The organism is Polynucleobacter sp. AP-Ainpum-60-G11 (assembly GCF_018688375.1).
In the GTDB taxonomy this organism is placed as follows: Bacteria; Pseudomonadota; Gammaproteobacteria; order Burkholderiales; family Burkholderiaceae; genus Polynucleobacter.
In genome coordinates this window covers 931,473-946,481 of sequence record NZ_CP061318.1, presented here as the reverse complement: position 1 = coordinate 946,481, position 15,009 = coordinate 931,473, and the positions used below count along the sequence as shown (strand labels likewise).

Genomic DNA, 15,009 nt, shown 5'->3' with positions numbered 1-15,009 from the left:
CTAGCTGCCTGCACTATTGGAGCTTGCTTGTTTCAGGGGATTGATAACTTTAACGCCAGCACTATTGCGCCAGTAACCCATAAAGCCAGCAAATTCAGATTGCGCTGCCAATGCCTGAATCTGTTGCGCTTGAGCTTTATGCGCCTTCGCATCCACTGCTGGAGCCTCGCGAACCTGATCAATACGGTAAATCGTACTGCCCACACCAGGATTAGAAACGGATATCACTGCTGGTAATTTACTTGGGTTGATAGACATCACTTCATCAATAGATGGGCCAACTAAGCTACCAGGCTTGTTGCGTGAGATCCAGCTAGCCGTTCCAAAGCCTGCAGCATTCTTAGGATCTTTTTCAAGCGCAGCTAATTTTTCGCCAGCAGCAGCAGTCGCCAGTTTCTCAGCAGCACGCTGAGTTACTTGACGCTTCACTTCTGAGGCAACATCTTGATAAGGCAAAACCTGTGCTGGATGCAAAGTCACCACCCGGGCAGATACAAATACACCTGGAGCGGTTTGAACAGCTTCAGTATTGCGTTTGTTCTTCAGAGCCTCATCACCGTAGAGGGATTGAATTACCTTGGGGTTAGCTAAAGGATGATCTCTAGAAACACCAGGTGCGCCACCGCGAGTCACCCCTTTTTGAGATTGAATGCTGAGTTTCAGCTTATCAGCTGCTGGTTTTAGGCTATCAGACTGGTCGTAAGTCATATTTGCAAACTGATCCGCTTTTTCATTAAAAGCTTTTGAGTCTTCTTTAGGGTCTGCCTTAAGAACAATATATTCCACATCAATATATTCAGGGCGCTCAAATAATTTGGCATTAGCTTCGTAAAAAGCCTGCAGCTCTTCGGAGCTTGGGTTTACTTTAGATAAGTAGTCTTTGGCGTTGAACTGTAAAGTCTGTACCTGTCTTTCAGTCTCATATAAAGAGGAAACAATTTCAGATAATTTTGGACTAGCTAACTCTGTACGAGCGACAGAGTTCACCAACTGCTGAATTTTTAAGTCAAAACTTTGGCTAGCATAAAACTGTTCTTCATTCATCCCGTTACTAGCGAGTAACTGCTTAAAGCGCACATTATCGAATGTGCCATCTTGACGATATAAAGCACGAATCTGCGGAATCTTTTGAAGGCTATTAACAAGTTCTTGCTTACCCACTTGCAGGCGTAAGTCGCTGACTGCAAATCCTAAAATGCGTTCTTGAAGCAGTTCATTCAAGATGGCCTGACGAAACGGCAAGCTTTGTGCAATTTGAACGTTTCCACCAACACGCTCAGCTTGGCGCTTTGCAGCTATATCTATCTCTTGCGCTGTGATTGGTCTGCCATTCACTTTGGCAATATCAGTCTCCTTATCCATAAATTCGGAATAACTAGATATGCCAAATAAGGCAAAAGAAGGAACAATGAACAGCATCAATACAAACTGCAGAATTTTTTGGTGCTTACGTACAGAATCAAACATGAATTAGTCGCTCGAAAATAAAGTCAATGATGCGAGTGTACTAGGCGGGAGGTCTAGAGGAACTAGAAAGCCTATAAGGAGAAAAACAAATGCAATCCGGGAAACTGGTGGGCGCTGACGGGATCGAACCGCCGACATTCTGCGTGTAAGGCAGACGCTCTACCATCTGAGCTAAGCGCCCCAAATTAATACAGACGAGATTGTAACCTAGTGCGGAGGCAAAAGAGAGATTCTTCATCAAATAGCGCTTAAATAGAGCGCCTAATTTGACTCAAAATCCCTCAAATATCACTAGACATCAATGCTTCAAGGCCTCTCCAGAAGAAATTTTTTCATTGGCTTTGCTAGCCTCAGCAGCCTTTTTAGCAAGCTCTTCAGGCGTCGGATCCGGCAAAGCAACGGGCTTTCTCTCCAAGGCCAATTCCAGGACTTTATCAATCCAGCGGACTGGTACGATTTCAATTGCATTCTTGACGTTGTCAGGAATATCAATCAAATCCTTGACGTTTTCCTCGGGAATCAAAGCCAACTTGATGCCACCACGATGAGCTGCCAATAGCTTCTCTTTAAGGCCGCCAATTGGCAACACTTCACCACGCAATGTAATCTCACCGGTCATCGCCACATCTGATCGAATCGGAATGCCTGTAAAGACCGACACCAAGGCAGTTGTAATCGCAATACCTGCGGATGGACCATCTTTTGGTGTGGCGCCATCTGGGAAGTGAATATGAATATCTTTCTTCTCAAATGCCTCATCAGCAATGCCCAGTGCACGCGCTCTTGATCGAACCACAGTCTTAGCAGCCTCGACAGATTCCTTCATGACATCGCCAATGGAGCCAGTACGAGTAATTACGCCCTTACCAGGCATCACTGCCGCTTCGATAGTCAGTAGATCGCCACCAACTTCGGTCCAAGCCAAGCCTGTAACTTGACCAACTTGGTTTTCTTTAGCAGCAAGACCAAAGTCAAACATCTTCACCGATAAGAACTTCTCCAGATTGTCAGCATTCACAGTGACTGGAGCAGCCTCTTTCTTCAGAAGAAGTAACTTCACCACCTTACGGCAGATCTTACTGATTTCACGCTCTAAGGAACGTACACCGGCCTCGCGAGTGTAGTAACGAATCATGCTGCGCACAGCTGACTCCTCAATCTTCAGCTCATCCTTCTTGAGGCCATTATTTTTAATCTGTTTAGGAATTAAATAATTGGTCGCAATGCTGGTCTTCTCATCCTCGGTGTAGCCAGCAAGACGAATGATTTCTAAGCGATCCAATAAAGGACCAGGAATATTCAATGAGTTCGATGTAGCAACAAACATCACATCCGAGAGATCGAAGTCAACCTCAACATAGTGATCTTGGAATGTGTGATTTTGCTCTGGATCTAGAACCTCTAATAAAGCGCTCGCAGGATCACCACGGAAGTCCATACCCATCTTGTCTACTTCGTCCAAGAGGAATAAAGGATTGCGCACACCGACCTTAGTCAAGCTAGACAAAATCTTGCCAGGCATCGAACCAATATAGGTGCGACGATGACCACGGATTTCGGACTCATCACGTACGCCGCCTAAAGCCATCCGCACAAACTTGCGATTTGTAGCTCGGGCAATGGATTGGCCGAGCGAGGTTTTACCAACTCCAGGAGGGCCAACTAAACATAAGATTGGAGCCTTGACACGATCAACGCGCTGCTGGACTGCGAGATATTCCAAGATGCGTTCTTTGACTTTATCCAGTCCGTAATGATCTTCATCCAATACTTTTTCAGCATTGGTCAAATCATTATTGATCTTTGTTTTCTTCTTCCATGGCAGGGTCACCAAGGTGTCAATAAAGTTGCGAATTACTGTTGCTTCTGCAGACATCGGTGACATGAGTTTGAGTTTCTTCAGCTCTGACTCAGCCTTCTTGAGCGCCTCCTTAGGCATGCGAGCGGCCTTAATGCGCTTTTCGAGTTCTTCGAGGTCAGCACCCTCTTCACCCTCACCCAATTCTTTTTGGATGGCTTTCACTTGCTCGTTTAAGTAGTACTCGCGTTGGCTTTTTTCCATCTGACGTTTTACACGCCCACGAATACGCTTCTCCACTTGCAGAATATCAATCTCACTTTCGAGATCAGCCAAAAGACTCTCTAGACGCTGAACAACATCCGTCATTTCCAGCAAGCGTTGCTTTTGCTCGAGCTTAACAGGGAGATGAGCGCAAATCGTATCTGCCAAACGGCTTGGATCATCAATGCCGCCCAAAGAAGACAAAATTTCTTGAGGAACTTTTTTATTTAGTTTTACGTACTGATCAAACTGCGCCATGATGGCGCGACGTAGTGCCTCAGTTTCATGGGCATCTAATGCAGACATGGGGCTGGGCGTAGCTTCGCAGCAGAAATAGCTCTGGCTATCTTCAACTTGACTTACATCTGCACGCTGCACACCTTCCACCAGAACCTTGACGGTGCCATCTGGCAGCTTGAGCATTTGCAAAATATTAGCGATGCAACCGACCTCATAAAGGTCGTCAACTCCAGGCTCATCCTTGGCAGCAGTCTTTTGCGCCACCAAAAGCACATTTTTGCCAGTTTCCATGGCAGCTTCTAGCGCTTTGATTGATTTAGGGCGGCCCACAAACAATGGGATAACCATATGCGGAAACACCACGACATCCCTTAATGGGAGAAGTGGAAGTTGAATAGGTTCAGAGGGTAGTAATAAGTGGCCAGGCATGGGGCAATTCCTCCAAAATAGTCATTCCGTAAAAATCTCTAAAAATGTCGCACCACTAGATACGGACATTATTTAGGAATAGGATACTACCTATATGGGTGCCACTAAGTGAAAAACAAGGGATAAATATGCGAAAAATGAGCAAAAACCCTGTGAAAACAGCAAAAAATACCAAAAATTAGGCTTTTTTGCTCATTTCTGTGGATTCGTCAGCTTGCTTGTAGACCAAAATGGGCTTTCCACCCTCAGCAATCGTACTTTCATCGATCACGACCTTTTGAACATTCTTCAAAGATGGCAAGTTGTACATCACATCCATGAGGGACCCCTCAAGAATAGAGCGCAGGCCGCGTGCACCGGTTTTACGTGCAATCGCCTTCTTGGCGATAGCTGACAGGGCTGCTGGACGAACCTCAAGCTCAGAGCCTTCCATGGTTAAAAGTGCTTGATATTGCTTTACCAATGCGTTCTTAGGCTCAGTCAGAATCTGGATTAGGGCTGTTTCATCCAATTGGGCCAATGTAGCGACAACTGGTAAACGACCAATCAACTCAGGAATGAGGCCAAACTTAATTAAATCCTCTGGCTCTACCTCAATCAGGAGGTCGCTGACACCGCGATCATCCTTACCTGGAACGGTGGCATTAAATCCAATGCCAGTCTTAGCAGTGCGTTGCTGAATAACCTTCTCAAGGCCATCAAAGGCACCACCACAGATAAATAGAATGTTTGTTGTGTCTACTTGTAAGAAGTCTTGGTTAGGATGCTTGCGACCACCTTGCGGGGGCACAGAGGCCATAGTGCCTTCAACTAACTTTAATAATGCCTGCTGAACACCCTCACCCGATACATCGCGTGTGATGGATGGGTTATCTGACTTACGAGATATCTTATCGATCTCATCGATGTACACAATGCCACGTTGTGCTTTTTCTACGTTGTAGTCGCAGGCCTGCAATAACTTTTGAATAATATTTTCAACGTCTTCACCAACATAACCAGCTTCGGTCAATGTGGTTGCATCAGCCATGACAAAAGGCACATCTAACATGCGCGCTAGCGTCTGAGCTAATAAAGTCTTTCCAGAGCCAGTTGGGCCGATCAGCAAAATATTACTCTTTGCCAATTCAACACCGTCAACCATTGCTTTAGCTGGAACTTTAGATTCTTTCTTATCAGCAACCTCAACTGGCTTACCGTCTTTATCGAGTTTTTCCTTCTTAGGCTTCGGCAAGTGCTGTAAGCGCTTGTAATGGTTGTAAACCGCTACCGCTAAAGTCTTCTTGGCATGATCTTGACCAATGACATACTGATCTAGATTTTCACGAATCTGATGCGGCGTTGGCAAAGAGTCGTCACCTTCGGCCTTGGGAAGTTTAGAGAGCTCTTCTTGAATAATGTCGGTACAGAGATCGATGCACTCATCACAAATAAATACCGATGGTCCAGCAATCAGCTTCTTCACTTCATGCTGACTCTTGCCGCAGAAGGAACAATACAGAACTTTTTCTGCGCTATTGGTAGTGTTATCGCTCAAGATAGCTATCTAAATAAGGGTACGAATTAAGGGCGCTTGTCGATGACTTTGTCGATCAAGCCATACTCTTGAGCCTGCTCTGCAGACATAAAATTATCGCGATCAGTATCTTTAGCAATGGTTTCAATTGTTTGACCAGTGCGATCAGACAAAATCTTGTTCAAGCGCTCACGTAAGTAGAGAATCTCACGAGCTTGAATTTCAATATCAGAGGCTTGACCACGTGCGCCACCCAATGGCTGATGAATCATGACGCGTGAATTAGGCAATGCGTAACGCTTACCCTTCTCACCTGCGCACAATAAGAATGCACCCATACTCGCAGCCATACCCATGCACAAAGTACTGACGTGGGGCTTGATAAATTGCATCGTGTCGTAGATCGCCAAGCCAGCAGATACAGAGCCACCAGGAGAGTTGATGTACAGAGAAATTTCTTTATCTGGGTTTTCGCTCTCGAGGAACAATAGCTGGGCAATCACTAAATTTGCAGTTTGATCATTGACTTCGCCAACCAAGAAGACAACGCGCTCTCTCAGTAAGCGAGAGTAAATGTCATAGGCCCTCTCACCTCTACCAGAGGTTTCAATCACCATGGGAACTAAACCCAAGCCTTGGGGTTCTAGGTTCTCAGACTGGAAATGATTCTGGTTCATGTGATCAGACCTTTATTAATTGAATGCTTAATTGAGTTTGCTGAGTTCTTCGAAAGTAACGGCTTTATCAATCACCTTAGCTTGTGAAGTGAAATACTTAATCACGTTATCTTCCAATACCAAGTTCTCGATATCTTTAAGGCGACTTGGATTACTGTAGAACCAACGCACTACTTCTTTTGGATCTTCGTATGTAGCAGCTTGCTCATCAATCTCAGCTTTAATTTGATCAGCTGTAGCGGCTAAATTTTGCTGCTTAACTAAATCACTCAGAATCAAACCAAGGCGAACACGCTTAAGGGCTTGCTCAGCAAACATCTCAGCAGGAATCGGCGCATCTTTAGCATTGGGAATGCCACGCTGCATTAAGTCTTGACGTGCAGACTCAACTAAACGCTCCTGCTCTTGAGCAACCAAAGATTTTGGAGCATCGAGTTCACAAATACTATTCAGCTTTTCCATTACTTCGCCTTTTAACAAGGAAGTAATACGACGTTTAGTTTCGCGGTCTAAATTTTCTTTTACTTCAGCGCGCATCTTGGCAACGCCACCTTCTGTAACGCCCAAAGACAATGCAAAGGCATCATCAACTACAGGCAGGTGCGCCCAATTTACGGATTTCACAGTGATAGTGAAATCGGCAGTTTTACCGGCTACATCTTTACCGTGGTAATCCGCTGGGAAGCTTAAAGGGAAAGTCTTACTCTCACCTGCTTTGAGGCCTAATGTTGCGGCTTCAAACTCAGGGAGCATACGGCCTTCACCCAGAACATATTCAAAGTTTTCAGCTTTACCGCCGGCAAACTCAACACCATCAATCTTGCCTACGAAATCGATAATGACCTGGTCACCAGATTGTGCGGCAGTATTTGCGCCGCCATCACCATGGGCACCGGCTTCGCCGCGTGGATGGTAATGCACTTGCTGCTTACGCAATACATCTAAAGCACGGTCAATTTCTGCATCAGAAATATCAGTTGTGTATTTAGTAACTTCGGCTTTACTGAAGTCGCCAATCTTCACTTCTGGCAATACTTCAAAGTAAGCATCAAAAACAATTTTGTCTGCATCTAGCTCTGATTTTGGGTCGAGGCGTGGTTGACCAGCCAAGAGAATTTTTTCTTTTTGAGCTAAGTCATAGAACAGCTCTTGAGCTTTATCAAACTGGAGTTCGAAATCTACTTGCATACCGTATTGTTTTTCAACTATGTTCTTAGGCACTTTGCCTGGACGGAAGCCTGGAGCCTTCATGGTCTTACCCAATTTAGCCAAACGCTCGTCTCTTGCCTTAGCCAAATCGGCACGAGCGAACTCTAAGGTCACTTTGCGGTCTAACTGACCTAAATTTTCTATCTGCACAGCCATTCTCGTCTCTTAATTGAAATTCGGATATGTGAAGCCCAAGCCAAGTAGCTATCTTGTGGTGCGAGGAGGGGGACTCGAACCCCCACACCATTGCTGGCGTCAGGACCTAAACCTGGTGCGTCTACCAATTTCGCCATCCTCGCGCGAATTCCGCAAACACTACCGAGCTTAAACTTCACTCTAAAGACGGTAATTCTACAATGCTTAGCGGTTTTGGAGGATATTTAGGGCTTGTAGAGCAAAGCCACCGCATGGACTGCAATACCCTCACCTCGCCCCAAGTGCCCAAGAGATTCATTGGTTTTGGCTTTGAGGTTCACATGGCTTGGCGTAACAGCCAAATCAGCAGCGATATTGCGAATCATTTCCGGTAAAAAAGTGGCTAATTTAGGCTTTTGACAAATAATCGTTGCATCGACATTACCTACCTGAAACCCTGCTGCCTGGACCTTTTGAAGAGCGGCCCGCAGCAAAATGCGGCTATCCATATCCTCAAACTGAGGATCGGTGTCTGGAAATAGCTGTCCAATATCATTTAATCCAGCGGCGCCTAGCAAGGCATCAGTTAAAGCATGTAATAAGGCATCCGCATCAGAATGCCCCAATAAACCCTTATCACTGGGAACATGAACACCTCCCAATATCAACTTACGGTCGGTCACCAGTGCATGTACGTCATAACCTTGACCGATACGGAACTGGGGGATGTGAGGAGCGCTTGAGGTCATTGAGTTGTCGATATCTGTTCTGAGGGGCTTATTGATTGGAGGCTCGCAAAATGGTCTGCATTAAATCCCAATCCGCTGGGTGCGTTACTTTGAAGTTGCGTGTTGCACCCTCTATTAATAGTGGGCTAGAACCCGACAACTCCATGGCACTGGCTTCGTCAGTAATGTCCGCTTCGAGGCGAATACCATCATCAATGGCATCATGCAGGCGCTTTAAACCGAACATCTGGGGTGTTTGGGCTTGCCAAAGGTGATCCCGAGAAATCGTCTTTAGGGCTCTATTGGGATTTCCGGCAATCGCAGAGTTCGCATCAGCCATCTTGAGCGTATCTGCGAGCGGCATCGCTAAGAGACCGCCCTCGCCTGCTTGGTTAACAGCATGAATGAGCTTTTGAATCAGCTCTGGGGAGATTCCAGGGCGGGCAGCATCATGAACTAAGACCCAATCCGTCTCGAGGATGCCTGAGTGCAACATCGCTGCGAGAGTATTTCTGACGGTTTCCTGCCGGGTGGGACCGCCACTCGGTAAAAAATGAATAGAGTTCGAGTTACTGGAGAGCGAGCTCAAGATCGGATGATCAATAAAACCCGGGCTGATACCCACCCAGATGGAGGCAATCTCCGGGGTGTTCCTAAAGGCATCAAGCGCATAGGCCAGCATTGGCTTACCAGCCAACTCCTGAAACTGCTTGGGCAAAACTCCACCAAGCCTCGATCCTGTTCCAGCTGTGGGTAGCAAGGCATGACATCGAGGTAAAGACTGTGAAGATGGGTTTCCAGCGTGCATACCTGATTCTATAATGAGCTTCGATGTCTGATGCATTAAAACTAGCACCCCCCATACCTGCACCACGGGCTGGGCAGCGCTTTACCTTTTCAGGCCTCGTTGGCTCAGCAGACGCCGCATTAATCGCTCAATCCGCTCTGCGGTACCGCTCTGAATTCTCGGTCATGGTGATCTTCTGTGCCCAGGCACAAGAAGCTCAGCGTCTCTTAGAAGAAATTCCCGCCTTTGCTCCGCAGCTTAAAACACGTTTACTGCCTGACTGGGAGATTCTGCCTTACGACCATTTCTCGCCACACCAAGATTTGGTCTCAGAGCGCTTGGCAACTCTTTATGAATTACTTAACGGCAGTTGCGACATTGTCTTGGTGCCCATCACTACTGCTTTACAGAGACTTGGGCCGCCAAACTTTTTGTCTGGCCATACCTTCTTCTTTCGACAAGGCGATAAGCTCAACGAAGCGGCTCTAAAACTCCAACTGCAACAGGCTGGTTACGACCCTGTAAGCGCAGTCATGCGCCCCGGTGAATACAGTATTCGAGGTGGCTTGATTGATCTATTTCCAATGGGCTCTAGCCTTCCGTATCGCCTAGATCTATTTGGTGATGAGATTGAGCAAATTCGAGCTTTTGATCCTGATACTCAGCGAAGCCTCTATCCAGTCAAAGAGGTTCGCCTACTTCCTGGCCATGAATTTCCGTTTGACGATACTTCACGTACGGCCTTCCGCGGTAGGTGGCGCGAAGTATTTGAAGGTGATCCAACGCGTTGTTCAATTTATAAAGATGCCAACCTGGGCATCCCCAGCGCTGGTATTGAGTCTTATCTGCCCCTCTTCTTTGAAGAGTCGTCGACAGTCTTTGATTACTTCCCTCGCTCGGGTGATCCCGTCTGGCTAGTAAGCATCGGTGACATTGAAGAATCTATTAAAGGCTTTTGGAAAGATACGCTCTCGAGATATGAATTCTTAAAGCACGATCTGGATCGTCCGATTCTTCCGCCAGCTGACTTATTTCTGGATGTTGATCAATTCTTTACGGCAGCTAAACCCAATGCCCGTTTGACATTGAATAAAGAGTCAGACAAAGAAAATGGTGAGGCTCCACAATTTTTAGCTGTTCCGGATTTATCGGTGCATCGTCGCGATACTGATCCGATCAATCGCTTGCGTGCTTTAGTCTCTCAAGAAAAAATACGTATCCTCATTTGTAGCGATAGCAATGGTCGCAAAGAATCTATTCGCCAGCTATTTGAGGAGAGCAATTCAGTTGCCGGCCAAAACGGCAAGCCACTCTACCCATTAAAGCCTGAAGGTTTTGAAGGTGTTGCTGATTTTATTAAGAGTGATGCGCTATTTGGCCTAGTTACAGCGCAACTCTTTAACGGCTTTACCTGGCCTGCTGAAAACCTCATCGTGGTTACCGAAGCTGAGCTCTTTACGACTACCGCTCGTCAACGACGTAAAGGTAAAGCAAGTGAGAGTGCTGATCCAGACATGCTCTTCAAGGATTTGTCTGAGCTCAAGATTGGTGATCCTGTCGTTCATTCAGATCATGGCATTGGGCGCTATCAAGGATTGGTTCTGCTTAATTTAGCACCGCCTAAAGAAGAGCCTATTTTCGAAGAGTTCTTGCATTTGATTTACGCGAAAGATGCCACTCTTTATGTGCCAGTTCAACAGCTGCAGATGGTAACCCGTTATGCAGGTTCGGATCCTGATTCGGCACCACTTCACCAGCTTGGCTCTGGACAGTGGGATAAAGCGAGACGCAAAGCTGCACAACAAATTCGAGATACTGCAGCAGAGCTGCTCAGTCTGTATGCAGCAAGAGCGATTCGCAAGGGTCATGCTTTTGAATTCTCAGCCCATGATTACGCAGCATTTGCAGAAAGCTTTGGCTTTGAAGAAACGCCCGATCAAGCAAATGCTATCGCTGCAGTGATTGGCGATATGACCAGCGGTACACCGATGGACCGATTGGTGTGTGGTGATGTAGGTTTTGGTAAGACTGAAGTTGCACTACGTGCCAGCTTTGTTGCGGTCATGGGTGGTAAGCAAGTAGCAATCTTAGCCCCTACCACCCTACTCGCCGAACAGCATGTCGCCACCTGGAAGGATCGCTTTGCTGATTGGCCAGTTCGGATTGTTGAGTTGTCTCGCTTTAAAACCACCAAAGAAATTAATGCCGCACTAGAAGCGATTGCTAAAGGCGAGGCCGATATCATCATTGGCACACATAAGTTGCTGTCCAAAGAAACTCAATTTGCTAATTTGGGATTGGTGATTGTGGATGAGGAACATCGTTTTGGTGTGCGTCAAAAGGATGCGCTCAAAGCATTACGGGCTGAGGTTGATATCCTAACTTTGACTGCCACGCCTATACCAAGAACACTGGGTATGGCAATGGAAGGTCTACGCGAGTTCTCCATCATTGCGACCGCACCTCAGAAACGTTTGGCAATTAAAACCTTTGTGCGTCGTGAAGGTGATGGCGTGATTCATGAAGCAGTGCTTCGTGAAATAAAGCGTGGTGGGCAGGTCTACTTCCTTCATAACGAAGTTGAAACCATTCAGAACCGCAAGCATGCATTACAAGAACTGATACCAGAAGCAAGTATTAGCGTAGCACATGGTCAAATGCACGAGCGCGAATTGGAATCTGTCATGCGTGAGTTCGTGACTCAACGCACCAACATCTTATTGTGTACCACCATTATTGAAACAGGTATTGACGTTCCAACTGCTAATACGATCATCATGCATCGAGCAGATAAGTTTGGCTTGGCGCAACTGCATCAATTGCGTGGCCGTGTTGGTCGCTCACATCACCAGGCCTATGCTTATTTGTTGGTACCAGATCCTGAAGCACTCAGCAAGCAAGCGCAGCTACGTTTAAATGCGATTCAGGCGATGGAAGAGTTGGGCTCAGGTTTTTATTTAGCAATGCATGATTTAGAAATCCGTGGCGCTGGCGAAGTCTTGGGTGACAAGCAATCCGGTGAAATCCACGAGATTGGATTTCAGTTGTATACCGAGATGCTCAATCGCGCAGTGAAATCTTTACGCAGCGGCAAAGAGCCTGATCTCCTATCACCACTTCAAGCTACAACTGACGTCAATTTAGGTGTACCCGCCCTCTTCCCGAATGACTATTGCCCGGATGTCCATGAGCGACTCTCCATGTACAAACGCTTTGCTGGTACGAATGACTTCTCTGAACTCATGGGATTACGTGAGGAGCTAGTAGATCGCTATGGTGATTTACCGGATCAAGCCAAATCACTTTATGAAACCCATCGCTTACGCCTAGAGATGGCTGGTTTCGGGATCAAGAAAATCGATGCTAGCCCAGCATCTATTCAGATTCAATTTATCCCTAATCCACCGATTGACCCGATGAAGATCATTCAATTAATTCAGTCATCCAAATACATTCAACTCAATGGACAAGATAAGTTGAAGATTCTTCCCCAAAAAGAGCGGGATTTTGAGAAACTAGAGCAACGTCTAGACCATATTCGGAAAATTCTCAGAAGCCTGAATGAATCTGCCATGCTTAGCACGGTTGAAGTTAATTAATTTCCTATTGCGTACTAACTATGTCTAGCCACCTTACACTTGTTGCCCTTGCTAATACCGTAGTATCTGACGAACTACACCTTGCATTAATCAAACATGCAAAAGTACTAGGTATTGAGTTGACTAAAGGCAAGCCGGAAAAATCGAACTCAACATACTTTACCGCCCGCTGGACTTGCTCCCAAGCTCTACCGCCCGAAGCAAGAGTGGTCATGCGTGATATTGCTGCTGCTCACGATGCGGATTTGGCTTTTCTTTCGCCAGACTTCAAACCTAATGAGGTGAAAGTATTGGCCATGGATATGGACTCCACCCTCATTAATATTGAGTGCATTGATGAGATTGCAGATTTCACAGGCAAAAAGGCCGCTGTGTCAGAAATCACAGAAGCAACTATGCGCGGTGAGATTAAAGACTTTAAAGAAAGCTTGCGCAGACGTGTAGCACTGTTAGAGGGTGTTTCTGCTGATGTGTTGGAGTCAGTCTATCAAGAGCGTTTGCGACCTAACCCAGGCGCGACTGAATTACTTTCCGGAGCAAATGCGCGAGGGCTGTACACGCTCTTAGTTTCTGGTGGTTTCACCTTCTTTACTAAAAAGCTCCAACAGGAATTGGGTTTTAAGCAAACCCAAGCAAATACTTTAGAAATCATTGACGGCAAGCTAACAGGTAAAGTCATTGGCGATATCGTTGATGGTGCAGCTAAGTCCGCCTATCTTGAGCAGGCTTGCTCCTTGATGGGTTGCGATAAGAAAAATTCCATCACCATGGGTGACGGATCAAACGACTTGCCGATGATGCATGGCTCTGGAATCAGCATTGCCTATAGAGCAAAACCAATCGTCAAAGAAAAAGCCGACGCGGCTTTTGACCGAGTCGGCTTGGATGCTGCTTTACTGCTGCTTGCTTAAATCACCCGATTCAAGCTACAGCAGTAAGTGAACGCTGATTACAGGCGCTCGAAAATTGTTGCGATACCTTGTCCACCACCAATACACATCGTCACCAAAGCATATTTGCCTTGAACGCGATGTAATTCATGGATTGCCTTAGTAGCAATTGCAGCACCAGAGCAACCGATTGGATGACCCAATGCAATCGCTCCACCATTGACGTTAGTCTTAGCGGGATCTAAACCTAAGCCTTTAGTCACTGCCAAAGCTTGTGCAGCAAATGCTTCATTGGATTCGATCACATCGATTTGATCTAATTTCAGGCCAGCGCGCTCAAGAGCAATCTTGGTTGCTGGGATTGGGCCCTCACCCATGATGTGGTTTGGAACACCAGCAACAGCGTATGAAACCAGGCGAGCGATTGGCTTATGACCGGCTTTCTTAGCCGCTTCAGCTTCAGCCAAAACGAAGAATGCTGCACCATCATTAATGCCTGATGCATTACCTGCTGTAACACTACCGCCCTCTTTTTTGAAGACTGCTTTCATCTTCGCCAAAGTTTCCATAGTGGTATCTGGCTTGCAATGCTCATCAGTATCAAATACCACATCACCCTTACGAGTTTTAATGGTGATTGGAACAATTTGAGATTTGAAACGGCCTTCTTTAATAGCGTGTGCTGCACGGCGATGAGACTCTACTGCGAGAGCATCTTGCTCTTCCCGAGTGAGCTTCCACTTTTCAACGAGGTTCTCTGCAGTAACACCCATATGACCAACACCAAATGGATCAGTCAAAACAGAAACCATCAAGTCAATCATTTTGGTATCGCCCATGCGAGCACCGCTGCGCATTGCTGGTGAACCGTACATACCGCGTGACATCACTTCAACACCACCACCGATACCGTAATCGCAGTCACCCAACATAATTTGTTGAGCAGTCGTCACAATCGCTTGCAAACCTGAACTGCATAAACGGTTTAAAGCCATTGCAACCGATTCCATTGGTAGACCAGCCTGGATAGAGGCAACACGAGCTACATAGGCGTAACGGTTATCTGTAGGAATGGTGTTACCAACAGTAATGTAATTAATTAAAGCTGGATCTACGCCAGAGCGGGCAACCGCCTCTTTCATCACGATGCCGCCGAGCTCAGATGGCTCTAGGCTGCTTAGCGATCCATTAAATGTGCCAATGGCAGAACGTACAGCACTTAAAACGACGACATCACGACTCATAACAATCCCCTTTACGGTACCTAAAT

At 46.3% G+C, this 15,009-nt stretch carries 10 protein-coding genes and 2 tRNA genes; 2 read left to right on the top strand and 10 right to left on the bottom strand.

What is annotated here, in order from left to right:
- The 9 genes from FD971_RS04900 to ispD all read right to left on the bottom strand — a co-directional run bounded on the left by FD971_RS04900 (position 1) and on the right by ispD (position 9,271).
- Positions 1 to 1,467 (bottom strand): peptidylprolyl isomerase, encoded by a 1,467-nt coding sequence (locus tag FD971_RS04900; protein ID WP_215335040.1) that lies wholly within the window; start codon positions 1,465 to 1,467, stop codon positions 1 to 3.
- Positions 1,468 to 1,572: 105 nt separating this feature from the next.
- Positions 1,573 to 1,648: transfer RNA gene (locus FD971_RS04895), tRNA-Val, on the bottom strand.
- 117 nt (positions 1,649 to 1,765) lie between these two features.
- The gene (gene lon / locus FD971_RS04890; protein ID WP_215335038.1) at positions 1,766 to 4,198 is read right to left on the bottom strand and encodes an endopeptidase La; all 2,433 of its coding nucleotides are present in this window, start codon (positions 4,196 to 4,198) and stop codon (positions 1,766 to 1,768) included.
- Positions 4,199 to 4,376: 178 nt separating this feature from the next.
- Positions 4,377 to 5,735 carry an ATP-dependent Clp protease ATP-binding subunit ClpX gene (clpX, locus tag FD971_RS04885; protein WP_215335036.1) on the bottom strand — a complete coding sequence of 453 codons (1,359 nt, stop codon included), beginning with the start codon at positions 5,733 to 5,735 and terminating at the stop codon, positions 4,377 to 4,379.
- Between the two features lie 26 nt (positions 5,736 to 5,761).
- A complete protein-coding gene (clpP, locus tag FD971_RS04880; protein WP_215335034.1) occupies positions 5,762 to 6,391 on the bottom strand; it encodes an ATP-dependent Clp endopeptidase proteolytic subunit ClpP in 630 nt (209 codons plus the stop codon).
- 27 nt (positions 6,392 to 6,418) lie between these two features.
- The gene (gene tig, locus FD971_RS04875) at positions 6,419 to 7,756 is read right to left on the bottom strand and encodes a trigger factor (RefSeq protein WP_215335032.1); all 1,338 of its coding nucleotides are present in this window, start codon (positions 7,754 to 7,756) and stop codon (positions 6,419 to 6,421) included.
- A 56-nt stretch (positions 7,757 to 7,812) separates the two neighbouring features.
- A tRNA-Leu gene (locus FD971_RS04870) sits at positions 7,813 to 7,899 on the bottom strand.
- Positions 7,900 to 7,980: 81 nt separating this feature from the next.
- Positions 7,981 to 8,484 carry a 2-C-methyl-D-erythritol 2,4-cyclodiphosphate synthase gene (gene ispF / locus FD971_RS04865; RefSeq protein ID WP_215335030.1) on the bottom strand — a complete coding sequence of 168 codons (504 nt, stop codon included), beginning with the start codon at positions 8,482 to 8,484 and terminating at the stop codon, positions 7,981 to 7,983.
- 28 nt (positions 8,485 to 8,512) lie between these two features.
- Positions 8,513 to 9,271, bottom strand: a complete 759-nt coding sequence (ispD, locus tag FD971_RS04860) for a 2-C-methyl-D-erythritol 4-phosphate cytidylyltransferase (RefSeq protein ID WP_215335028.1) — start codon at positions 9,269 to 9,271, stop codon at positions 8,513 to 8,515.
- Positions 9,272 to 9,294: 23 nt separating this feature from the next.
- On the opposite strand from ispD, the gene mfd reads away from it, so the two are divergent.
- Entirely contained in the window at positions 9,295 to 12,849 is a 3,555-nt protein-coding gene (mfd, locus tag FD971_RS04855) for a transcription-repair coupling factor (protein WP_215335026.1), read from the top strand.
- A gap of 20 nt (positions 12,850 to 12,869) precedes the next feature.
- Positions 12,870 to 13,760 carry a phosphoserine phosphatase SerB gene (gene serB / locus FD971_RS04850; protein ID WP_215335024.1) on the top strand — a complete coding sequence of 297 codons (891 nt, stop codon included), beginning with the start codon at positions 12,870 to 12,872 and terminating at the stop codon, positions 13,758 to 13,760.
- A gap of 38 nt (positions 13,761 to 13,798) precedes the next feature.
- On the opposite strand, the gene FD971_RS04845 is transcribed toward serB, so the two are convergent.
- On the bottom strand, positions 13,799 to 14,983 hold the full coding sequence (locus tag FD971_RS04845; RefSeq protein WP_215335022.1) for an acetyl-CoA C-acyltransferase family protein: 1,185 nt from the start codon (positions 14,981 to 14,983) through the stop codon (positions 13,799 to 13,801).
- Positions 14,984 to 15,009: the final 26 nt, after the last annotated feature.

Bases quoted from the DNA above. Each gene is read 5' to 3' on its own strand.
- mfd (WP_215335026.1), top strand. From the start codon at position 9,295: ATGTCTGATGCATTAAAACTAGCACCCCCCATACCTGCACCACGGGCT.
- FD971_RS04900 (WP_215335040.1), bottom strand. From the start codon at position 1,467: ATGTTTGATTCTGTACGTAAGCACCAAAAAATTCTGCAGTTTGTATTG.
- lon (WP_215335038.1), bottom strand. From the start codon at position 4,198: ATGCCTGGCCACTTATTACTACCCTCTGAACCTATTCAACTTCCACTT.
- ispD (WP_215335028.1), bottom strand. From the start codon at position 9,271: ATGCACGCTGGAAACCCATCTTCACAGTCTTTACCTCGATGTCATGCC.
- tig (WP_215335032.1), bottom strand. From the start codon at position 7,756: ATGGCTGTGCAGATAGAAAATTTAGGTCAGTTAGACCGCAAAGTGACC.
- serB (WP_215335024.1), top strand. From the start codon at position 12,870: ATGTCTAGCCACCTTACACTTGTTGCCCTTGCTAATACCGTAGTATCT.
- clpP (WP_215335034.1), bottom strand. From the start codon at position 6,391: ATGAACCAGAATCATTTCCAGTCTGAGAACCTAGAACCCCAAGGCTTG.
- FD971_RS04845 (WP_215335022.1), bottom strand. From the start codon at position 14,983: ATGAGTCGTGATGTCGTCGTTTTAAGTGCTGTACGTTCTGCCATTGGC.
- ispF (WP_215335030.1), bottom strand. From the start codon at position 8,484: ATGACCTCAAGCGCTCCTCACATCCCCCAGTTCCGTATCGGTCAAGGT.